Annotated in this window: 18 protein-coding genes; 9 read left to right on the forward strand and 9 right to left on the reverse strand. The window is 71.6% G+C overall.

From position 1 onward, the window contains the following. Positions 1-236: 236 nt before the first annotated feature. The 5 genes from ACMXN5_RS43945 to ACMXN5_RS43965 form a co-directional block, all read right to left on the reverse strand. Entirely contained in the window at positions 237-1,466 is a 1,230-nt protein-coding gene (locus tag ACMXN5_RS43945) for a cytochrome P450 (protein ID WP_439681413.1), read from the reverse strand. Positions 1,467-1,630: 164 nt separating this feature from the next. After that, complete coding sequence (locus ACMXN5_RS43950; protein ID WP_126637668.1) at positions 1,631-2,239, reverse strand: GTP-binding protein; 609 nt, start codon at positions 2,237-2,239, stop codon at positions 1,631-1,633. Next, on the reverse strand, positions 2,220-2,588 hold the full coding sequence (locus ACMXN5_RS43955; RefSeq protein WP_439680464.1) for a DUF742 domain-containing protein: 369 nt from the start codon (positions 2,586-2,588) through the stop codon (positions 2,220-2,222). The genes ACMXN5_RS43950 and ACMXN5_RS43955 overlap by 20 nt, the downstream gene beginning before the upstream one ends. Further along, positions 2,585-2,986: a roadblock/LC7 domain-containing protein gene (locus tag ACMXN5_RS43960; protein WP_380002450.1), complete on the reverse strand. Its 402-nt coding sequence runs from the start codon at positions 2,984-2,986 to the stop codon at positions 2,585-2,587. The genes ACMXN5_RS43955 and ACMXN5_RS43960 overlap by 4 nt, the downstream gene beginning before the upstream one ends. Next, positions 2,983-4,293, reverse strand: a complete 1,311-nt coding sequence (locus tag ACMXN5_RS43965) for an ATP-binding protein (protein WP_439680465.1) — start codon at positions 4,291-4,293, stop codon at positions 2,983-2,985. Before ACMXN5_RS43965 ends, ACMXN5_RS43960 begins: the two co-directional genes overlap by 4 nt. 857 nt (positions 4,294-5,150) lie before the next feature. Between ACMXN5_RS43965 and ACMXN5_RS43970 the strand changes: the two genes are divergently transcribed. The 3 genes from ACMXN5_RS43970 (at position 5,151) to ACMXN5_RS43980 (ending at position 6,905) form a co-directional block, all read left to right on the forward strand. Further along, positions 5,151-5,744 carry a MarR family winged helix-turn-helix transcriptional regulator gene (locus ACMXN5_RS43970; protein ID WP_439680466.1) on the forward strand — a complete coding sequence of 198 codons (594 nt, stop codon included), beginning with the start codon at positions 5,151-5,153 and terminating at the stop codon, positions 5,742-5,744. After that, positions 5,741-6,124: a nuclear transport factor 2 family protein gene (locus tag ACMXN5_RS43975; protein ID WP_439680467.1), complete on the forward strand. Its 384-nt coding sequence runs from the start codon at positions 5,741-5,743 to the stop codon at positions 6,122-6,124. The genes ACMXN5_RS43970 and ACMXN5_RS43975 overlap by 4 nt, the downstream gene beginning before the upstream one ends. A 67-nt stretch (positions 6,125-6,191) precedes the next feature. Beyond that, entirely contained in the window at positions 6,192-6,905 is a 714-nt protein-coding gene (locus ACMXN5_RS43980; RefSeq protein ID WP_439680468.1) for a hypothetical protein, read from the forward strand. A gap of 54 nt (positions 6,906-6,959) precedes the next feature. Here ACMXN5_RS43980 and helR read toward each other — a convergent pair whose 3' ends face one another. The 4 genes from helR to ACMXN5_RS44000 all read right to left on the reverse strand — a co-directional run bounded on the left by helR (position 6,960) and on the right by ACMXN5_RS44000 (position 12,627). Next, positions 6,960-9,107 carry an RNA polymerase recycling motor ATPase HelR gene (helR, locus tag ACMXN5_RS43985; protein WP_439680469.1) on the reverse strand — a complete coding sequence of 716 codons (2,148 nt, stop codon included), beginning with the start codon at positions 9,105-9,107 and terminating at the stop codon, positions 6,960-6,962. Between the two features lie 74 nt (positions 9,108-9,181). Beyond that, positions 9,182-10,408, reverse strand: coding sequence for a glycosyltransferase (locus ACMXN5_RS43990; RefSeq protein ID WP_439681414.1), 1,227 nt, complete (start codon positions 10,406-10,408; stop codon positions 9,182-9,184). A gap of 182 nt (positions 10,409-10,590) precedes the next feature. After that, positions 10,591-11,022 (reverse strand): cupin domain-containing protein, encoded by a 432-nt coding sequence (locus ACMXN5_RS43995; protein WP_439680470.1) that lies wholly within the window; start codon positions 11,020-11,022, stop codon positions 10,591-10,593. A gap of 123 nt (positions 11,023-11,145) precedes the next feature. Further along, complete coding sequence (locus ACMXN5_RS44000) at positions 11,146-12,627, reverse strand: MFS transporter (protein WP_439680471.1); 1,482 nt, start codon at positions 12,625-12,627, stop codon at positions 11,146-11,148. A 162-nt stretch (positions 12,628-12,789) separates the two neighbouring features. On the opposite strand from ACMXN5_RS44000, the gene ACMXN5_RS44005 reads away from it, so the two are divergent. From ACMXN5_RS44005 to ACMXN5_RS44030, 6 genes are all read left to right on the forward strand, one after another. Beyond that, the gene (locus tag ACMXN5_RS44005; protein WP_395792297.1) at positions 12,790-13,764 is read left to right on the forward strand and encodes an Lrp/AsnC family transcriptional regulator; all 975 of its coding nucleotides are present in this window, start codon (positions 12,790-12,792) and stop codon (positions 13,762-13,764) included. A gap of 123 nt (positions 13,765-13,887) precedes the next feature. Beyond that, positions 13,888-14,391, forward strand: coding sequence for a hypothetical protein (locus ACMXN5_RS44010; protein WP_439681415.1), 504 nt, complete (start codon positions 13,888-13,890; stop codon positions 14,389-14,391). Continuing rightward, complete coding sequence (locus ACMXN5_RS44015) at positions 14,361-15,782, forward strand: hypothetical protein (protein ID WP_439680472.1); 1,422 nt, start codon at positions 14,361-14,363, stop codon at positions 15,780-15,782. The genes ACMXN5_RS44010 and ACMXN5_RS44015 overlap by 31 nt, the downstream gene beginning before the upstream one ends. Beyond that, positions 15,779-17,233: a vWA domain-containing protein gene (locus tag ACMXN5_RS44020; RefSeq protein WP_439680473.1), complete on the forward strand. Its 1,455-nt coding sequence runs from the start codon at positions 15,779-15,781 to the stop codon at positions 17,231-17,233. Before ACMXN5_RS44015 ends, ACMXN5_RS44020 begins: the two co-directional genes overlap by 4 nt. An 11-nt stretch (positions 17,234-17,244) precedes the next feature. Further along, positions 17,245-18,357 (forward strand): ATP-binding protein, encoded by a 1,113-nt coding sequence (locus ACMXN5_RS44025; RefSeq protein ID WP_126637679.1) that lies wholly within the window; start codon positions 17,245-17,247, stop codon positions 18,355-18,357. Then, positions 18,354-21,203: a DUF5682 family protein gene (locus ACMXN5_RS44030; RefSeq protein ID WP_439680474.1), complete on the forward strand. Its 2,850-nt coding sequence runs from the start codon at positions 18,354-18,356 to the stop codon at positions 21,201-21,203. The genes ACMXN5_RS44025 and ACMXN5_RS44030 overlap by 4 nt, the downstream gene beginning before the upstream one ends. The last annotated feature ends 58 nt before the right edge of the window (positions 21,204-21,261 follow it).

The raw sequence follows: 21,261 nt of genomic DNA on the forward strand, positions 1-21,261 counted from the left end.
GACACGATGTCAACAGGCGACTCGGTACAGCGTTGATCGATCGGGCGCCCGGAAGGGGGGCGGCCGACGATGAAGGGTGTCTGCGGTTGTCGGTTGGGGCGTTCGGCACGGGTGTGTGCCGCTGCCTCGTTCGTGGCGTGCCGAGGTCGGGCCCGGGAGCGGGTCGACGCGTCCCGGGCCGCGACGCCGGCACCGGCGGAGGGTGGTGCCGTCCGCCCGGTGCGGCAGGAGTGGGACTACTGGCCTCGCCACCAGTTCAGGAACGAGCTCCACACGCCGCCCTTGCGTGCCCCGGATTCCGGGCGTTCGGGCGCGGTGGCGGCGCGGGCGGGCGCCGGATCGGCGGGGGGTGCCGGGCGCGGCACGATCGGGGTGAAGCGGGCGGGCAGTGCGGTCAGCGCCCGGTTGAACGGGCCGGGTCGCCAGTCCAACTCACTCACCGGAACCGCGAGTTCCAGGTCGGGCAGGCGGTTGAGCAGCTTTTCGATCGCGGCGATGGCGATCAGCCAGGCGGAGTCCTTGGCCGGGCAGGCGTGCGGTCCCGCGCTCCAGGCCAGGTGCGAGCGGTTGCTCGGCCGGCGGCCGTTCGCGATCAGCGCGGGGTCGCTGTTGGTGGCGGCGAAGCTGATCACCACCGGGGTGCCGCGCGGCAGGACCACGCCCGACAGGTCCACGTCCCGCACCGGATAGTGCACGGCGTAGTTCGCCATCGGAGGGTCGGTCCACAACACCTCGTCGAGCGCGTCCTCGACGGAGGCGCCGCCGCCGAACAGGCTCGCCGAGAATCGCTCGTCGGACAGGATCAGCCGCAACCCGTTGGCGATGAGGTTGCGTTGCGGTTCGGTGCCCGCGCTCATCAGCATGACGAGTTGATGGATCATTTCCTCGTCGGTGAGCCGGCTCGGGTGGGCCATCAGCCACGAGGTGACATCGGAGCCGGGCTGTTCGCGCTTGAGCGCGACCAGTTCGACGAGGGCGCCGGTCAACATCGTGTTGGCCGCCTCCGCGTCGCCCACGGCGTCGAAGATGCCGGCGATGCCCGCGACCAGGCGGTCGCCCAACTCGGGCGGACTGCCGAAAAGTTCGCTGAACACCAGCAGTGGCAGCGTCTTGGCGTACTGGTTCAGCAGATCGACGCGGCCGGTGCCCGCCCACTGGTCGACGAGGTAGTCGGAGCTGCGTTCGACGAAGCGGCGCAGCTGATAGGGGTCGATCCGGTCCAGGCTGTCGGTGACCGCCTGGCGCAGCCGCAGGTGTTCGGCGCCGTCGGAGAACAGGGCGTTGGGCCGATACATCATCATCGGCACGACCGGACTGTCGGCGGGGACGGTGCCGTCGGCCAGCGCGAGCCAGCGGCGGGGGTCCTTGGCGAACAGTTCGGGGGAGTGCAGTACGCGCAGCGCGGCGGCGTGGTCGGTGACCAGCATCGCGTCCACCCCGGGCGCCAGTTCCACCGGCGCGGCCACGCCCTGGCGGCGCAGGTGTTCGTACGCGGCGCGCGGGTCGGCGGAGAAGGTCTTGTCGTACAGGGGAAGGGCCCCACCGGCGTGCGCGGGGCAGCCGGGGGGCGGGCCGGCGTGGTCGCCGGGGGAGGAGGCCGATCGATCGAAGGGGCCGGTGTTCCCAGTGTTCACGCGAGTTCCTTGGATGCCCGAAGCTGGAGGTAGCGGACGAGGGCCATCAGGGCCTCGGTCGAGGAGGCGCGGTCGCGGGCGTCGCAGGTGACCAGCGGCGTGTCCGGCAGCAGGTCGAGCGCCGCGCGCAGCTTCTCCAGGGGATGTTCGACGGAGCCGTCGAACCGGTTGACGGCGACGGCGTAGGGCACGTCGTACTCCTCCAACAGGCCGATGACGTCGAAGGATTGGTCGAAGCGCTGGGGGTCGATCAGGACGAGCGCGCCCAGTGCGCCGACGGTCATGTCCTTCCACACCTGGGCGAAGCGCTGTTGCCCGGGGGTGCCGAACAGGTAGAGCACGAGTCGGTCGCTGAGGGTGAGGCGGCCGAAGTCGAGGGCGACCGTGGTGGTGGTCTTGCGTCCCGCGCCCGTCAGATCGTCGACGTGCGCGCCGGCCTGCGTCATCGTCTCCTCGGTGCTGAGGGGACGGATCTCGGACATGGTGCCGACGAAGGTGGTCTTGCCGACGGCGAAGTGCCCCACGATCAGGATCTTCGCCGCGATCTTGACGGAGTCGGCGAGGTACACGTCCGCGGCGGCGCCGTCAGAGACGGGCAAGGCCATCCAGCACCTCCTGCAGGAGTTGGGTCTTGGGGAGTTCGGCGGTGGGGATGGGCCGACGGGTGGCGACCAGGCCGGTGTCCATGAGGTCGGACAGCAGCACCTTGACCACGCCGATGGGCAGGGCCAGGTGTCCGGCGACCTCGGCGACCGACAGGATCCCGCCGCGGCACAGGGCGAGCAGGCGGGTGCTCTCGGGGTCGAGGATGTGCGGCGACTCGTCGCCGGGCAGCGCGATCACCAGGCTGACCAGGTCCAGACCATCGCGGGTCGGGTGGCCGCGGCCGCGGGTGATGACGTAGGGGCGTACTAAGTCGGCGGCGTCGGATTTCGCCGCGGGGTCGTTGGTCATACCGAATGGTCCGCATTCCGTCGGGGCGGGCTGGTCATTTCCTTTCCTAGTTGGCGCACGAGCTGCTGCATGCGGAACGTGATGATCTCCATGTCCACGTTCTGCGTGGCAGATACCGCCAGATAGGCACCGGGACCCGCCGCCACCAGGAAAATGAATCCGTTGCCGAACTCCACGAGCGTCTGCCGCCAGGGCGACTCGGAATCGCCGATGAACTCCGCCGTGCTCCGGCTGATCGATTGCAGCCCGGACAGCGCCGCGGCCTGGCGGTCCGCCTCGTCCCGGGAAATCCCGTCGGAATGTGCGCGCAATATTCCGTCCGCGGACAACAGGATGGCGTGCCGGGCCTCCGGGACCTTGAGGGCGTCGTTGAGAATCCAGGCCAGGTCGTTGGTCATCGGCTTTCTTGCCCTTTGTCGTCTGTCTCGGGGACGCGGCCGGAGCGGGTTCCGCGCAGGAACGCGCCCATCAGCCCCGCGGTCTCCGCGTCCGAACGGTCGGGGGTCTCGGTCGGCGCCACCGCCTGGGTGTGCTCGACCGGTCGTGGGGCCCGGCGGCGGCGCTGGGGCAGTTCCCCGTCCAAGGCGGCGGCTCCTGCGGTGGGGGCGGACGCGGTGGCGGGCAGGGCCGCGGCCGGCTCGGCCGCGGCGACCTGGGCACGTGACCCGCGGGCCACGCGCCGGGGCGCGGCGGCCGGGGAGGGGTCGGCGTCGACGGCGGTGGTGAGCAGTTCGGAGGGCAACATCACCACCGCGCGCATGCCGCCGTAGGGCGATCGGGTGTCCACCGAGACGGTGAAGCCGTACTGGGCGGCGAGCATGCCGATGACGGGGAAGCCGAACTGGGGCGGGTGTCCCAGCCGCGTGATGCCGACGGGTTCGGTCGCGCCGAGGAAGCGCGCGGCGCTCTGCCGGGCCTCCTCGTGCATACCCACACCCGCGTCGTCGACCATCACACAGACCCCGTTGGGCACGGTCTGGAAGTTGATCTCGACGGTGGTGTGCGGCGGGGAGTAACTGGCGGCGTTGTCCAGGAGTTCGGCCACCGCGAGGGCGACCGGCTCGACCGCGCGGCCGATCACCGCGACGTTGGACTGCATCCGGATCTCCACCCGCAGGTAGTCACGGATGCGGCCCTTGGCGCCGCGCATGACGTCGTACAGCGGGGCGGCGGCGCGCTGGCGTCCGGTCCAGCCGCCGCAGAGCGCGGCGATGACCTGGGCGCGGCGGCCGAATTGCGAGTTCATGTGGTCGATCGCCAGGAGATCCTGGAGCAGTTGCGCGTCGACGTAGTTGTTCTGCATGTCGGAGATCGCGACCTGCTGCTCGCCGGCCAGCGCCTGGAGGGTGCGCATGGCGGCCTTGAGCGCGTTCTTGGCCGAGTGGTCGGCGCGGTCGCGGGCGTCCTCGACGGCGGTGGTGAACATCCCCACGACCGTCTCGATCCCCTGCGCGTAGGGGGTTCCGCGCAACTGCTCGTGGCGGAGGAGCGATCCCTGGATCCGGTCCCCGGTCTCGACCAGGGCCGGCAGCAGCACGCGGACGACGTTGTCGATCTCCTCGTCACGCATGCGCACGTCCTCGGCCAGCAGGCGATTCCTCTCCCTCAGGTCCCTGACGGTTATTCGGCTGCGGGCCACGTAAACGGCCGCGGCACAGGTGCCGGCCACCCCGTACCAGAGTGCGGGGTCCTGTACAAAATTCATTCCCACGGTCCTCGTCGCGCTATCAGGCGGGCAACGGCGCACGCAGCGAGTGGAATCCGGGGTCGACCGGGTGCCCGAGGCACGTCACCGGGTCTGCGTCCCGCGCATCGCGATAAGTGCGACCCGCCCGCTGCACATTTCACTGTCGCCGTTGCTCTCTCGTCGATGGGGCGTAGCGAGTGTAGTGGCGCAGACTTCCCCGTTCCGGGCGCCGACGACACTTCTTCTTTCACCGCGACTGCATGCGGGCGACCATTCCCGGGATGGAGTCATATGTCCGTCATGTCGACGAATGGCAGCCGAATACGACGCGTCGAAGGTTCGGGACACGAATTCCCGGATCCGGCCGGAGGGGCGCAGAAATTGGCCGGAATGCATGGGTCATTCGGGGCATGCCGGCCATTGCGCCCCCCGAATCCCGGACGCGCCGCCGCCGGCGATCCGTCACGATCCGCTCGCGCGACGCACACGGAGGGCCACGCCCCGAACCGAGGCCGACAATCTGTTGTGAGGATGTTCACGCATCGTCAGCCTGCCCTCCACAACACCTGTCGGCCGGGAGGTGCGCCCGGCCCGGGACTCGGGCGATCGGTGCCGACGGCCGGGCGGTTCGAGGGGGTGGGTTTTGGGTGGTGTTCAGGCGGGGGTGGTGTTGGCGGTAGGTCGCCGGTACGTCCTCCACGGTGCGGTGACGGTGGGCCACGGCGGGGGCGCCGATCACGATGGCGTCCCGTCCACGATCAGCCCGGACCTGATGACCGAGATCTTCGCGTCCGGCCGCCTCGACACCCCGGCCGCGGCCATCCCGGAGGATGCCACGACCCTCGGCCCGAGCGTCGTTGACGCGGGTCGGGCAGATGGAATATAACTTCATTATGAAGGACGTAAATAAAATCGGGCGGTTGTCGACGGACGTCGACGGACTGCTCTTCGATCCGCAAGTACGGTCCGCGATGGCCGAGTTCGCCGTGGACGGGGACACCATGCGGTTGGAGGCGGCGGCCGCCGCGCGGTCCGCGCACAACGCGGTCGAGCGGTTGCGGGCGCATGGCTCGGAAGGGCGCGGGCTCAGTGCGGGAGCGCTGGACGTGCTCGCGAGGTTGGGCGGCGCGGGAGAGGCCGGCGTCAAGCCCGGCGAACTCGCGCGCGCCGCCGGGGTCACCCCGCGCAACGTCACCGGCCTGCTCGACACGCTCGAACGCGACGGGCTCGCCGAACGGGTACCGGACCCGCACGATCGACGCGCGGTGGTGGGCCGCATCACCCCGGCCGGCCGCGCCTGGCTGGACGACTTCCGCGTGCCGACCCAACGCGCCATGTCCGCCGTGTTCCACGGCTTCACCGACACCGAACTGAGCCAACTGCGCCACCTGTGCCTTCGCGTCGTGGAAAACCAACAACGCATCGCCGCCCACCTCGAGGCCGGCGCCGGGAAGGAAACCTCGGGATGACCACGCCCACCGATGCGACCCGCGACACCGTGCGCGCCTACCACCACGCCCGCTTCCGAGGCGACGCGCCCGCCGCCGCCCGTACCCTCGCGGAGACCTTCCGATTCCGCAGCCCGCTCACGGCCTCCGACGACGCCGACGGACACCTCGCGGGACTGGACATGTTCGTATCCATTGTCGAACGGGTGGACCTGATCAGCGAGTTGTACGCGGAGGACCGGGCCACCCTGGTCTACGACGTGCACACCACCATCCCGACGGTCGGCGTCCAACACACCGCCGAACACTTCCGCCTGTCCGACGGCCGCATCACCGACATCCACCTGATCTTCGACGCCGGCCCCTGGCACGCCGTCATGCGCGCCATCCCACAATCCTGACCGACACCCCGGGTCGATACAGTCGGGCGTCGCGATCGACACGAGACGACTTGGGACGGAGACGCGGGTGTCCGAGCACGAGATCGAGGACCTGGTCGCGGACTCGATTCGGGTTCTGGACACACACGCCGCGCCCGACGACCCGCGCGTTCGGGAGTGGATCGCGGCGCTGTACGGATTCCAGAACGGATACGACTGCTCGTTCACGCACTTCCGCGTGCTGGACACCCTGCTGCGACGCGGACACACGTACCGGTTCCCGCTCGACCGGCATCCGGGTTACGCCGCGCGACCGGAACGCCTCGACGCGCTCACCGAGTTCACCGCACTGCGTACCTTCGACGAGGACGCCCCCGACTTCGACGGCTACGAGTCGTGGCTCGAAGACGGCTACGTCGAACCGCCGTTCCTCTACTGCGACATCGGCACCGCGCTGTGGCGGCGCATGGTCGACGCCGGCGAGCTGCGCGGCCCCGACGCCGTGCCGCCGCGCCGCGTTCGATTGATCGACGTGGTCCGCGAGGTCGCCGTGGCCGCCGAGCGGGAGCAGGATGCCGAACTCGTCGGCATGTGGTACGCGTTCGGCTGCGCCACCCTCGTCGGCGGTCCCGCGGGTTGCCCGTTCGACGTCGCCGAACTCGCCGAGATGCCCGCCGTCCAAGACCTGCGCGCCTTGGTCCGCCGCACCGACGCTCTGCCGATCGCCCGACGATCCCCGTACGCGGCGCCCGTCGAATACGCCGACGACGAGGATCTCGAAGCCTGGTGGTGGCGGCTGTAGTTCGGCGCCCGGGCGGGCGTGGGCGGGCCCGGCCGGGCCCGCCCACGATGGGCCTCAGTCGCCGGTGAGGATGACGAGGCGGCGGGTCGCCCTCGTCATGGCGACGTAGCGGTCGACCGCGCCCTCGATGCCGCTGCCGAAGGTGTCCGGGTCGATCAGGACGACCAGGTCGAATTCGAGGCCCTTCGACAACTCCGGGGTCAGCGAGTGCACCCGAGGCGTCGAGCGGAACGTGGGATCGCCGATCACGCAGGCGATTCCCTCGTCGTGCGCGGCGAGCCAGTCGTCGAGGATCGTGGTCAACTCCGACGTGGAGCCGTACCCGACCGGGATCCCGCTGCCACGGATGGACGTGGGCACGTTGGCGTCCGGGAGCACGGTCCGGATGACCGGCTCGGCCTCCGTCATGATCTCCTGCGGCGTGCGGTAGTTGATGCTCAGCGACGCCATGGTGATCCGGTCCAGACCGACCCGCTCCAGCCGCTCCCGCCACGACTCGGTGAAGCCGTGCCTGGCCTGGGCACGGTCGCCGACGATGGTGAAGCTGCGGGACGGGCAGCGCAGCAGCAACATCTGCCACTCCGCATCGGTCAACTCCTGCGCCTCGTCCACGACGATGTGCGCGAACGGACCGGCGAGCAGGTCGGGTTCGATGCGGGGCCCACCGGACTCGTCGACCAGGGAGGTGCGCAGGTCCTCGCCGCGCAACATCGTCACCACGCCCTCACCGTCGTCGTCGGCCGCCACCAGGGCGTCGACGACCTGGGACATGTTCTCGCGCTGGGCCGCGAGGGCGGCCCGCTGCCGACGCATGCGCCGGGACGCCTCGGGGTCGCCGAGCCGCAGCCGCGCCGCGTCCAGGAGCGGCAGGTCGGACACCGTCCAGGCGTCGGCCTCCTTGCGCCGCAACCTCCGTACCTCGTCCGCGTCGAGCCACGGGGCGCACATGCGCAGGTACGCCGGTACCGTCCACAGGTCGCCGACCACGTCGGTCGCCTCGAGCAGCGGCCAGGCGCGGTTGAAGACGGCGAGCAGTTCCCGGTTCCGTTGCAGGGACCGGCGCAGCAACTCCGGCGAGGCCTCGTCGTCGTCGTGCTTGTCGACCAGGATCGTGAGCAGTTCCTCCCAGATCCGGTCCCGGGCGTCGTTGTGCGAGATCCCGGGTTCGGCGGCCTCGAACGCCTCGGCCCAGTCGGCGACGGTCAGCCGGATGTCGGACCAGTGCGTAGTGACCGTCATGCCCTTGGTGGGCGGCTCCTCGTAGAACGCCACCGCCTTCTCGATCGCCTGCACGAGCCGCGCCGACGCCTTGAGCGCGGCCACCTCGGGATCCGCCTCGACGGCCGCGCCGGCGCCCTCGGGGAGCAGGTCCCGCAGGGTGCAGGTCTGTACGCCCTCCTCGCCGAGACTGGGCAGGACGTCGGCGACGTAGTTCAGGTAGGGCTGGTGCGGGCCGACGAACAGCACGTTGCCTCGGCGGTGGCCCAGGCGCGGGTCGGCGTAGAGCAGGTAGGCGGAGCGGTGCAGGGCGACGACGGTCTTGCCGGTCCCCGGGCCGCCGTCCACGACGAGGGCGCCGGCGGAGCCCGCGCGGATGATCGCGTCCTGGTCGGCCTGGATGGTGCCCAGGACGTCGCGCATCCGGGGCGAACGATTGCCGCCCAGGCTTGCGATGAAGGCGGACTGGTCGTCCAACGCGGCGTGGCCGACGATGCCGTCGGTGGTGAACACCTCGTCCCAGTAGTCGCCGATCCGACCCCGGGTCCAGCGGTAGCGGCGGCGGCTGGCCAGCCCCATCGGGTTGGCGTGGGTGGCGCCGAAGAAGGGTTCGGCGGCGGGGGTGCGCCAGTCGATCAGCAGTCGGCGGCCCGCGCTGTCGGTCAGGCCCAGACGTCCGACGTACACGGTCTCGCCGGCCGCGTCGACCATGTGTCCCAGGCACAGGTCCAGGCCGAAGCGGCGCAGCGCGCGCAGGCGCGTGGTCAGTCGGTGGATCTCGATGTCGCGGTCCATCGCCGCCCGCCCCTGGCCGCCCGGCGACCTGCGCTCGGTGTCCAGGCGGTCGGACAACTCGGCGATCTGCTCGTCCAGGCAGGTCGCGATGGCCGCGAAGTGCCGCTCGTCGTCGGCGATCAGCGCCGGGTCGGCCTTGGCGGCGAGGCGGTCGGGGAGGTCGAACGCGCTGGTGGTGACGGGGTTCACGGCATCGGCTCCGATCCGGGGTCGCGGGGCGACCGTGGTGCGTGGCGGGTTGTGGCTCGACGGTTGCGCGAGGTTCACGCGGATACCGACGAGCGATCCCGGCCGGGTGCGTCGAGCAGGAGATTCGCGGCCACGGTCGTGCCGTCGGCGCGGATCGCGGCGGCCACGGCGCCGGCCCGCCCGCCGGTCTCGGGGGCGAGCGCGGTCGCGAGCGCGGCGGTCAGGGACTCGACGGTCGGGATGGGGCCGTCGTGCGCCGCGCCGATGCCCAGGTCGGCGATCCGGCCCGCCCAGTACGGCTGATCCACCCCCTGCGGCACGATCACCTGCGGCGCGCCCGCCCGGGCGGCGGTGGTCGTGGTGCCCGCGCCGCCGTGATGCACGACCGCGGCGACCCGGCCGAACAGCGCCTGCTGGTTGACCTCGCCGATGCCGAAGCAGTCGTCCCGGTCGTCGACCCGGGCCAGTTCGGCCCAACCGTGTCCCAGCAGCACACGCCGGCCGTGCGCGCGCACCGACTCGATGGCCACCCGCGCGACATCCCGGGCGGTACGCATCGGCATGCTGCCGAAGCCCACGTAGACCGGCGGCGCGCCGGCGGCCAGGAACGCCTCCAGGTCGGCCGGCAACGCACGCTCGTCCGGCATGACCCACGCGCCGGTCTGTACGACGTCGAGGTCGGTCGTATCCCACGGGCTCAGGATCGGGTCCGCGGCCAGCCACGGCGTGTCGGTGTAGATGTGGTCCCGGACGTGCTGCACCGGAGGCAGGCCCAACGCTTGCCGGTTGGCGGCGAGCGCCGGGCCGAACAACTCGGCGATCTCCCGGGCGTCGATGTCCCACAGCGCCCGATTGTCGGTCACGTTCGGCGGGAACGGCCGACCCGGCCGGGACAGCGGCGGCCGGTCCGGCGACGGCAGCGTGATCGGCTGGTAGGTCGCGTAGACGTAGCGGATGCCCAGCTTCTCGGCCACCGACCGCTCGGCGACCGGCATCATGCCGCCGCCCACCACCACGTCGAAGCCCTCGGCCACCTTCGGCAGCACCTCGAACTGGGCGTCGACCCAAGCCGCCGCGCGTCGGGGCAGATCGTCCGCCGACGGCGGCTCGTCACCCGTGACCATCGCCCGCACCGGCCAACCCAGCGGCACCATCGGCACGCCGACCCGGGCCGGCAGTTCCGCGAAGTCCGGTGGCGCGCACAGCAATACCTCAGCGCCGAGTTCCCGCAACCGGACGGCGAGTCCCAACATCGGCTCGACGTCCCCGCGCGACCCGAACGTCGACAACAACACACGCACTTCTCGACTCACCCATTTCCGCAGATCCCGGCCGGGGCTTCGGCTCAGGTCGATGATTCTGCGGCACGACGGGGGCCTTGCCGCAAGGCCCCCGATGCGCTATATGTTGGTTATGGCGAGGAGAGGGTTTCTCCTCGTCGTTTTCATGTCCGCGGCGTTGTCCGTCGTTTTCCCGTGCCGCGTCAGTCCTTTGCGCCGGCCCCGCCAACGCGCAGGTGTCGGCGGGCCGCCAGTTCCGCCTCGTCGACCAGCGTGAGCATCGGGGTGCCCGCCGCGCCGGTCATCACGACGACGAAGCGACTCCAGGCGTCGGAGAGGTTGTTGCCTGCCTGGTAGTGGATCACGTCGCCGCCGGGTTCCCAGAAGGCCTCACCCGCGCGGATGATTCGCTCCGGTTCGCCTTCGAGCTCGAAGAGCATCTCGCCTTCGATCATGTATCCGAACACCGGGCCCGAGTGGCGGTGGGCGGGGGTGCCCGGATCGCCGGGCGGGAGTTCGATCAGGGCGGTCATCACCTCGACCGCATCCGGCAGGGTCGGGGTGATGTGCGGCAGGAGCATGGTCAGGGACGAGCGGCTGGGCTGCCGGGCTTCGGGCCGGTTGGTTTCCGTCATGGCGTCAGGCTAGGAGCGGACCGGTCCGGTGTACTGGACCGGTTGGCGGATGGTTCGGTGGACCGGTTGCGGCGAGCGGGGCGGTTCGGGGCGGGGGACGCGCCTCGGGGCGGGCGCGGCGCTTCAGTGGCCGGCTCGGTCCCGCCGGCCGCGCGCCGTCATCGCCCACGCGGCCGGCACCGCCGCGACGAGCAGGACGCCGGCCGCGGTCAGCGCGTGTCGGGCGCCGACGGACGCGGACTGTCCGGACGCGTCGCCGGTCAGGTACACGCCGCCGACGATCGCCACGCCGAGGGTGCCGCCGAGTTGTTGCACGGCGTTGAGGAGGCCGGCCGCCGAGCCGGTCTCCTGCGGGGAGAGCCGGCGCAGGGCGGCGGTGAAGAACGGCGGGGTGAACAGGCCCACGCCGAGCCCGGCCACGGCCAGGGCGAACGGCAGGCCGCGCGGATAGTCGCCGGCGGGCGCGGCCCGATAGGCGAGGACCGCGGCGACCAGGCCGACGGCGAGGGTGGCGATGCCGGCGTGCAGGACGCGGACGCCGTAGCGGGGGACCAGGATGCCGCCGGCCGCCCAGGAGGCGACGGCCAGGCCGGCGGACCACGGCAGGAGGGTGAGGCCGGCGGTGAGCGGACCGCGGTCCAGGCCCAGTTCCAGGTGCAGCACCACGGTGATCATCACCCCGTTCATGACCGCGAAGAACAGCGTGGACGTGGCCAGTGCGGCGGGGAACGCACGACCGCGCAGCAGCGACGGTTCGACGAGCGGGGTACGACCGGCGGCGGCCGTGCGGCGCTGGTGGACGACGAACCCGGCCAGGACGAGGGCCCCGAGCGCGGCGGCGGCCCAGGCGCCGGCACTCGGCGCACCGGTGCCGCCGGCGAGTGGGCAGACCAGCAGCGCGGTGCCGACCGTGGCCAGTGCGGTGCCGATCGGGTCGAGGCGGGGGCGCACGGGCGCGCGGTCCTCGCGCAGGCGCGGGGCGATCAGCAGTACGGCCGCCGCGAGCGGCAGGTTGACCACGAACACCGCACGCCACGAGGTGCCGAACAGGTCGGCGTGGGTGAGCAGGCCGCCCGCCACCGGACCGAGCACCGCGGACAGACCCATCACCGGGCCGATCGTGGCCAGCGCCCGGGGGAGTTCGTCGCCCTCGAACATGGCGCGGATCAGCCCGAACGTCTGCGGCACGATCAGCGCGGCGGCCACGCCCTGCGCCGCGCGCATGCCGATGAGCACGCCCACGTTCGGGGCGAGCGCGCAGGCGAGGGAGGTGGCGGCGAACGCGGCGACGCCGATGCGGAAGACGCGGCGCCGGCCGGCGATGTCGCCGAGGCGGGCGGCGGTGAGCAGGCCCAGGGCGAAGGTGAGCGTATAGGCCGCGCTGTACCAGGGGATCGCGGCGGCGGGCCCGCCGAGGTCGGCGTGGATGACGGGGCCGGCGACCTGGACGATCGTGGCGTCGAGGAGGTTCATCGCCTCGGCGACGAGCAGCGCGATCAGGGCGGTCCAACGCCACGGATAGGCGCCGGGGGTCGGCCGGTCGGGCGCGGCCGGGGCGGTCGCGATGGTGGGGTCGCCGCCGGGGGCGGTCGGGTGCTCGGACATGGGATCCCCGTGGGTGGTGTGGTGTCGGGATGCGCGGGCCGCCGGATCGTCGTCGTCCGGTGCTCGGTGCGAACACCACCCTTGCTCGGCTCCGGCCTGGGGTTCCATTACTGGGCAATGAATCGATGATTTCATCCATGTCGATCGGCTATTTTGAGGATTATGCTCGAACCGGACGACCTCGATCGTGGTCTGATCCACGCCCTCCACACGGACGCACGCGCGCCGTTCACCCTCATCGCCGACGTCCTGGGCACGTCGACGCAGACCGTGGCCCGCCGCTACCGTCGCCTGCACGCCGAGGCCGGCCTGCGCGTGGTCGCCCTGCCGAGCCCCCGCAGCACCCGCGCGCACCAGTGGTTCGTACGGTTGACCGCCGCCACCCGCACCGCCCACGACATCGCGGTCGCGCTGGCCCGCCGTGCCGACACCTCGTGGGTGCGGCTGACCTCCGGCGGTACCGAGATCGTCGCGATCATCCACACCCCGCCCGGCGGTCCCGACGCCCATTCCCTCCTGCTGCGCGACATCCCGCGCACCGCCGGCATCACCGCCGTCTCGGCGCACTACCTGCTGCACACCTACCTGGGCGGGCCCACCCCATGGCGCGGCCGGCTCGGCGCGCTCACCCCCGAGCAGGAGGCCCGGCTGCGCGGCCGCGACATCCCGGCCGACCCGACGCACGGCGAGCCGTACCCGCTCACCGACGCCGACCTGCGCCTGCTGGCCGCATTGCGCGAGGACGGCCGGGCCGGCTACGCGGAACTGGCCGCCGCGACCGGCTCCACACCCGCCACCGTCACCCGTCGGCTGACCGAACTACGGGCCCGCGGCGCGGTGTTCTTCGACATCGACCTCGAACCGGCCGTACTCGGCGCCACCGTGTCCGCGCTGTTGTGGATGCAGGTCGCCCCCAGCCGCCTCGACGAGGTCGCCCACACGTTGGCGGGCCACCACGAACTCGCCGTCGTGGCCGCCACCACCGGCCCCACCAACCTGGTCGCGCACGCCCTGTGTCACGACGCGGAGGACCTGCACCGATACCTGATCCACCGGCTCGCCCTGGACGCCATCACCCGGATCGAGACCGCACCCGTCCTGCGCACCTACAAGGCCGCCGCCACACTGCGCGCCTGACCCGACGATCCGGGTCCGGACCGCCCGCGTGCGTGTCGGTGACCGTCAGTAGGTTCGTATCCGTAGCCGCCGATCGTTTCCGACTCGGCGTGGAATCCCCCTCGGTGCAAAGGAGATGGTGTGTTGTCGGCATGGGAGGAGTCGAGCGTGGCGCGGGTGTTGCCACCCGCTCGGCCGCGCAAACTCGCCAAGGTGCCGTTCGTCGAACTGGCCGACGGGCGCCTGCAGGGTGTGGTGTCCAGCGGTTCGGACATCGGGCGGGTCTATGTGTCCTCGGTCGCCGCCGGGGACTTCGCGTTCACGTGCAGTACCAACAACAACCGCCCCTGCGGCGGCGCGCACGGGTCGTTCTGCAAGCACATCGAAGCCCTGGTCGGTGAGGCCGTGCTGCAATACGGCGCCGAGCGTGTCGCCCGCTACCTGCGGGTCGAACTCGCGAACGGGCAATCCGACGCGTGGCACATCACCCGGACCATGGCCGCGACCCGCCCGCCGCAGGGGGACAAGACGGCCGCCGCACCCGTGTTCAGCAGGTTCCTGCGCCACTTGGCCTACCTCGAACTCGTCCCGACCACCACGCCGCTGCCGGAGATGCAGTGGTTCCCGCCGACGAGGGCGGTGGCCTGATGCGCGCCGACCTGCTCGTCGAACCCGTCGCCGGGCTCGACGAAGTCCTGGCCGTGGTGGACGCCTTCGACCGCACCCTCGTCGGCGGCCTGCTGCGCCCCCACCCCACCCAGGCCGGTGCCCTTTCCGAACTGGCCGCCGCCGTCGCCGGCACACCCCTGGCCGGCCGCGTCGCGGAGGCGGCCGAGAAGGCGGCGGCCGGCACCGCGAGCGAGGACCACCTCGTCGCGCTCGCCGCCGCCCGCACCGCACTCCTGGGCGCCGCCCACGACGCGCTCGTGGCCCGTGCCGACGAGGCGATCGGGCGCGGCCTCGGCGAGGAAGCGCAAGCGGTTCCGGCGGGGGAGGGGGAGCCGGTGCCGAACCTGCTCGTCGCCGCCCGCACCTGGCTCGCCGACCTGGCCCGCGCCGGCTGGCAGGGCATCGACCACGACCTGATCGCCGACTGCGCGCCGGTCGTCTTCGCGATGTTGCCCGACCCGTCGCTGCGTCGCCTGGCCACGCTGCTCGACGGGTTCTCCGCCGAACTGGCCGCGTCCTGCCCGGGGGCGACCCTGGAGCGCATTCCGCTGCGCCGCTGGGCCGACCTGTGGTCGCGCGCCCTGCTGTCGACCCAGGCGCCGGTCGATGCCGGACCGGCGATCGGCACGGCCACCGGGCGCCTGTTGCCACTGGGCGTCGACGTCCAGGAGCACACGACCGCCGCACAGGCCCAGGTGCACGCCGTCTTCGAGCCCGCCGACGGGGGCCCGTCGCGCCTGGTCCGGGCGAGCGTGTCGGTGCCCAAGCCGGACACGGTCGTCGGCGTCGGCGTCTGGCAACTCCTGCGCCCCCACCTGTCGTTGCTCACCGCCGCCGGCGAGGGCCGGGCGATGGACCTGACCGACATGCCGATCACCGCCGAGGGCGACCTGATCTGGGACGACGCACACGCGCGCACCGGCGAACCGGCCGACGCCTTCGCCACCGCCCGGGTCGCGCTGCCCACCGCCGTCGCGGCACCGACCGCGCCGCTCGACCGGCACCCGACGCGGATCTCGATCCCGGTGTTCCTGGAGGGGTACGCCGTCGCCGAGGAGGGAGCACCGGCGTTGGTCCTCGCCGGACACCCCATCCCCCTCGACGTGGACCGGATACCGGCCGCCGGCCCGCTCACGCCCGAGGCGGTCGCGACCTCCACCGCGTGCATCGGCCTGCTGCGCTGGGACGCCGGGGCGTTCCGGATCCAGCCGCTCGCCGTCGAGACCACCGTCAAGAAGAAGACCGTCGCGCTGCACGCCGGCGCCTGGGCCGGCGGCACCACCGACAAGCTCGGCGTCAAGGCCGAGAAGGCCGCCACCGAAGCCGTCGCCGCACTGCGCGAGCGGGCCGGAAAGCTGCTGCGGAAATGACCGATCCCACAGCCGACGACACCGAACCCACCACCGAGGGCACCGAACCGGCCGAGATCACCGGGTCGTCGGCCGACGACCCGAACGAGAACCGCCGCCAAGTGCTGTATTGGCGACTGCTCGCCCGACTCTTCGACCCCGAGGAGCAGACCGCGCTGGAATCGGCCTCCGTGGCCGTCGTCGAGGACATCGGCCTGCCCGCCGAACTGCTCGACCCGCGCGCCTCGGTCGACTCCATCGTGCAGCGACACCCGGACCTGGCCGCCGAGTTCGACGGCCTGATGGTGCCCGAGGCGGACGAGGACGGCCGCGATCGGGCCGCCGAGGTGCGCCGCGCGGCGATGGTGTCCAAGGTGCTGCTCAACGTACTCGCCACCGGCTCCGGCACGGTCAGCGCCGGGCAGTTGGCCGGCTGGCAGTCCGACGCCGGCTGGCTGGAGCGGGCCCTGGGCTGCAAGCCGGGCCAGTTGCGGGGCGGACGCGGCGGCGGAGGCGCGGGCACGGGCGTCTCCCCGACCGGCACCGGCGGCGCCGGCACGCCCGACCTCGGCACCCTGATCCCCGAGATCGGCCCCGACCTCGCCGCCATCGAGGCCGATCTGGTCAAGCGTATGCAGTTGCGTGAAGTGCTCGCCGACCCGGCGCTCGCCGCCCGGCTGACCCCCAGCATGTCGCTGATCGAGCAGCTGCTCCGGGACAAGGACAACCTCTCCGGCGTCGCCCTGGCCAACGCCAAGGCGTTGATCCGCCGCTTCGTCGACGAGGTCGCCGAAGTCCTGCGCACCCAGGTGGCCAAGGCATCCGTCGGCACCCTGGACCGGTCGATCCCGCCCAAGCGGGTGTACCGCAACCTGGACCTCGACCGCACCATCTGGAAGAACCTCACCAACTGGAGCCCGGAGGAGGAGCGGCTCTACGTCGACCGCCTCTTCTACCGCCACACCGTCCGCAAGACCACACCCTCGCGGCTGATCGTGGTCGTCGACCAATCCGGCTCGATGGTCGACTCGATGGTGAACTGCACCATCCTGGCCTCCATCTTCGCCGGACTGCCGAAGGTGGACGTGCACCTGATCGCCTACGACACCCAGGCGCTCGACCTCACCCCGTGGGTGCACGACCCCTTCGAGACGCTGCTGCGCACCAACCTCGGCGGCGGCACCGACGGCACGGTCGCGATGGCGCTGGCCCAACCCAAGATCGCCGAACCGCGCAACACCGTCGTGGTGTGGATCTCCGACTTCTACGAATGGCACACCGACCCCCTCTTCGAGAGCATGGCCGCCATTCATCGCTCGGGGGCCAAGTTCATTCCCGTGGGCTCGGTGACCAGCTCCGGCCGGGCCAGTGTCAACCCCTGGTTCCGGGAGCGGTTCAAGGACCTCGGCACGCCGGTGCTCTCCGGCCACATCCGGGGGCTCGTGCACGAACTCAAGACGTTCCTCGGTTAGAAAGGCCTCTCATGTCCGACCTGTTGCGCGCCCCCGCCGAACTCAAGTACGCCGAGGAACTGGACTGGCTGGAGTCGATCGACACCGGCCCCAAGCCCTTCACCTGGCGGCTGTCCCCGAAGATGATCCGCCTGTTCGTGCTCGGCTCCGAGCGCTCCGACGGCCTCGACCGCGAGATCGCACAGAAGTGGTTCGGCGACCGCAGCATCGTCGAGCGCGCCATCGTCACCCTCGCCTCGGACCGCGGCCTGCTGCTGATCGGCGACCCCGGCACCGGCAAGAGCTGGCTGGCCGAACTCCTCGCCGCCGCGATCTGCCGCGACTCCACCCTGGTCGTCCAGGGCACCGCCGGCACCACCGAGGATCACATCAAGTATTCGTGGAACGTGTCCATGGTGATCGCCAAAGGCCAGTCCCGCGAATCGATGATCCCCTCGCCGATCATGACCGCGATGGAGGCCGGCGCCATCGGCCGCTTCGAGGAACTGACCCGCTCCACCAGCGACGTCCAGGACGCGCTCATCTCCATCCTGTCCGAGAAGTACGTCTCGGTGCCCGAACTCGACGACGACGCCATCGTCTTCGCCAAGCCGGGCTTTTCGATCATCGCCACCGCCAACAGCCGCGACCGGGGCGTCAACGACCTGTCCTCCGCGCTCAAGCGCCGCTTCAACTTCGTCCGCATACCGGTGGTGACGAACAAGAAGAGCGAAGCGGAGATCGTACGCTTCCGCACCGAGGAACTGCTGCGCCGGCACGAGATCGAACTGGAGGTGCCGCCGAACCTGCTGGACGTGCTCCTGCAAAGCTTCGCCGACCTGCGCGCCGCCGCTGCCGCGGCCCGCAGCGACGACGAGAAACTGGAGTCGTCGCTGTCCACCGCCGAGCAGATCGGCGTGCTCGAAGACGCCATCCTGCACAGCAACTTCTTCGGCGAACGGGCGCTCACCGCACACACTCTCGCCGCGTCGCTGGTCGGCTCGCTGGCCCGCCGCGAGCCGGAGGACCTGGCCATTATCAACAAGTACCTGCACGGCGTGGTCGAGCCGCGCGGCAAGGAGGAGGGCGGCGCGTGGCCGGAGTTCCTGGAGGGCGGTCGCTCGGCGATCGCGGGCCTGTCGTGAGCGGCCCGCCCGAGGGCGCCTTCGATGCCCTGCGCAGCCAACTCCGGGAAGCCGCCGCCACGTTTGCCGACGGACCCGACGCGCTCGGCGAGATCCTGCTCGGCATCGTCGACGACGTCGACCGGGCCGTGCGCGAACCCCTGGAGATCTTCCCCGTCTGCCACCACTCGCCCGCCTCCGCCACCGCCATGGCCCGTCGGCTGCGGGAGAAGCAGCCGAAGGTGGTCTACCTGGAACTGTGCGAGGACATGGCGCCGTTGCTCACCGAACTGCGCAACTGCACGCTGCCGGTGGCCGTCCAGTCCTTCGCCAGCGAGATCGACGGGTTCCCGCTCGACTGGGCGCCACTGTCCGTGGTCGCGCCGATCACCGAGGCGTCGGCCGAATACCAGGCGATCGCCTACACGTTGGACACCCCCGGTACCGAACTGGTCCTGGTCGACCGCTCCTCGGACCACGTGTTCCAGTGGGAGCCGCGCGGCGGCGAAGGGACCGCGCCCGCCGTGCCCGCCGACCCGGACGCGCCGCCGGCCGAGGAGGAGAGTGCGCTGCACGGCGACTCCGTCGGCCTGGAGATCGGCGACCTGCGCCCGCGCTTCGCCGAACTGGAGGAACACCTGCTGCACCAGGGCCGGGTCCGGCACTGGTCGGAATGGTGGCACCAGTACGTCGAACTGCCGCTCGGCGACTGCGACCACGACACCTACCGGCAGGTCATGCTGCTGATCGGCAGCCTGTTCCGCCGGCTGGCCCCGGGCGACGAGCGCCGGGTACGGGTGGACGAGGACCGCGAGCGCTACATGTGGACCCGGATGCGCGAGCACCTGGCCGCGAGCGGCACCGACCCCGCCGACTGCCTCTATGTCTGCGGCGCGTTCCACGCGGCCTCCCGGGTGGAGGAGTTCGGCGTGCACGGCGCCGACACCTTCGAGATCACCCCGCGTACCGCCACCACCTGGCAGCACGGCCTGATCCCCTCCAGTCACGCCGCGATCGAGGCGCAGTTCGGCCTGGCGGCCGGCTCGGTGACGATCGCCGCCTCGGTGTGGGCGAAGAACCTCACCCGCAGCGGGGTGAAACCCTTCCGGCTCACCGGGCAGGCGGGGGCGAAGAGGAAGAGCACGAAGCCCGCGAAACGCGCAGCGGCGGTCGCCGTGGTCGGCGGCGCGCGGGGCTCGTCCGCGTCGCCCGACTCGTGCGCCCTGTCGGCCGACAAGCTGTCCGGGTTCCTGCGTCGTGCGCCGGTCCTGGACCGGCTGGACGAGGAGGAACTGCTCGGCTGGTCCGTGGACATCGTGCGCGCCGCGCGCCGCAACGGCTACCTGGCCTCGACCGCCGACGCGATCGCCGTGTTCGAGACGTCGATCCTGCTGGCCGGGCTGCGCGACCGGGCCAAGCCCACGCCGTACGACTTCCAGGACGCGGCGGTCACCTGCATCGAGAAGGACCGGGTGCCCGGCCGTCGCGACGTGCGCCGGCTCGTCGAGATCATGATGGGCGGCGACCGGATCGGCCGGGTCGGTTACGACGCGCTGCCGCCGTTGGCCCGCGACGTGCACGACCGGCTCGCACCCCTGGGCCTGAGACTGGAACAGCGCGGGGTGCGGCGGGCGTTGCTCGACATCGCCGGGCAACCCGAACTGGAGCGCTGCTCCGATGTGTTGTGGATGTTGCGCTACCTGATGCCGGCGGGCGCGGCCCGTCCGATCATGGGCGAGCGGCGGCTCGGCGAACGCTCCATCCAGGAGTCGTGGGACCTGGCCCTGGGCACCCACCAGCGGGCGCTGATCGAACTCGGCTACGAGGGCGTCAGCATCGAACAGGTCCTGGAGCAACGGCTGCGGCGCGCGGCGTACGGACCGAACGCGACGACCGCGAACGTATTGGCGGCGGTCGAGGACTCCATGCTGTACCTGCGCAGCCGCCGACTCGCCGACGAACTGGGCACGCGGGCACTGGAGGTGCTGACCACCGAGCGCAGCGTCGACGGCGCGCCGGAGGTGCTGCGTCGGGTGCGCCGGTTGCTGGCGTACTACCGGACCAGCGAATCGGTGCTGCCGTCGTGGATCGAGTCGTTCGTCAAGACCGGATACGCGCACTACTGCACGCTGTTGCCGACGGCGTTCGCCGACGAGGACGCGACGGTGCGGCAGGTCGCCGCGACGCTGGGCTTCCTGTTCGGCATGGAGAGCCTGGCGCTGTCCCTGGGCTGCGACCGGACCCAGCTGGAGCTGGCGGTCGCCCAGTCCCACCCGGAGGAGCCGTCGAAGGTGGCGCTGCTGTGGGCGGGGCAGGTGCACCTCGGCGGGCTGTCTCGGGCGGAACTGCGGTCGCGCTGCGACGAGTTGCTCGGCAATCCGCTGGTGCTGCCGGCCTACCCGCGCTACCTGAGCGGGTTGGTGTACGCGTTGGAGCCGGTGCCGGCGCTGACCGACTTCGTCGTGGAGGCGGTGTCCAACGCCTTCGCCCGCCTGCCGGACTCGGTGTTGTTGCCGTGGTTGCCGACCCTGATCGGTACGTTGCGCGCCGGCGGCGCCGAGTTCGCGCCGCTGCTGATTCGTGAGGCCGGGCGGATCTTCCCGGGTCGACTCGCCGCGCTGGACGAGTGGGTGCCGCCGTGGCGGGCCCAACCGGCCCCGCCGGCGTTGTCGGTGTCCCGGGCCTCGGGCGGGGCACGTGGCCTGGCCCTCCTCATCGCGCATCCGCACACGTGTGACGCGGTGGCGCGGTTGCTGGGGTGCGACGATACGTGGGAAGCGGGCGCGGGCGACCGGCCGGCGGGCGCGGCCCTGCTCGGCCGGTATCCGGCGACGGCGGAGGCGGTCGAGGCACTGTTGGCCGGCTGAGCGCACGGTCGGACAGGGCCTGAGGGCGTGGCACGCCTCGACCACGGCCGGGTGGGGA

Origin of the sequence: Embleya australiensis, from assembly GCF_051903075.1 — a bacterium.
GTDB lineage: Bacteria > Actinomycetota > Actinomycetes > Streptomycetales > Streptomycetaceae > Embleya.

Excerpts from the sequence above, each read along its gene's own strand:
- ACMXN5_RS43995 (WP_439680470.1), bottom strand. The coding sequence starts at position 11,022 with ATGACGGAAACCAACCGGCCCGAAGCCCGGCAGCCCAGCCGCTCGTCC.
- ACMXN5_RS43975 (WP_439680467.1), top strand. The coding sequence starts at position 5,741 with ATGACCACGCCCACCGATGCGACCCGCGACACCGTGCGCGCCTACCAC.
- ACMXN5_RS43955 (WP_439680464.1), bottom strand. The coding sequence starts at position 2,588 with ATGACCAACGACCCCGCGGCGAAATCCGACGCCGCCGACTTAGTACGC.
- ACMXN5_RS43950 (WP_126637668.1), bottom strand. The coding sequence starts at position 2,239 with ATGGCCTTGCCCGTCTCTGACGGCGCCGCCGCGGACGTGTACCTCGCC.
- ACMXN5_RS44020 (WP_439680473.1), top strand. The coding sequence starts at position 15,779 with ATGACCGATCCCACAGCCGACGACACCGAACCCACCACCGAGGGCACC.
- ACMXN5_RS44000 (WP_439680471.1), bottom strand. The coding sequence starts at position 12,627 with ATGTCCGAGCACCCGACCGCCCCCGGCGGCGACCCCACCATCGCGACC.
- ACMXN5_RS43965 (WP_439680465.1), bottom strand. The coding sequence starts at position 4,293 with ATGAATTTTGTACAGGACCCCGCACTCTGGTACGGGGTGGCCGGCACC.
- ACMXN5_RS43970 (WP_439680466.1), top strand. The coding sequence starts at position 5,151 with ATGGAATATAACTTCATTATGAAGGACGTAAATAAAATCGGGCGGTTG.
- ACMXN5_RS44005 (WP_395792297.1), top strand. The coding sequence starts at position 12,790 with ATGCTCGAACCGGACGACCTCGATCGTGGTCTGATCCACGCCCTCCAC.
- ACMXN5_RS44025 (WP_126637679.1), top strand. The coding sequence starts at position 17,245 with ATGTCCGACCTGTTGCGCGCCCCCGCCGAACTCAAGTACGCCGAGGAA.
- ACMXN5_RS43960 (WP_380002450.1), bottom strand. The coding sequence starts at position 2,986 with ATGACCAACGACCTGGCCTGGATTCTCAACGACGCCCTCAAGGTCCCG.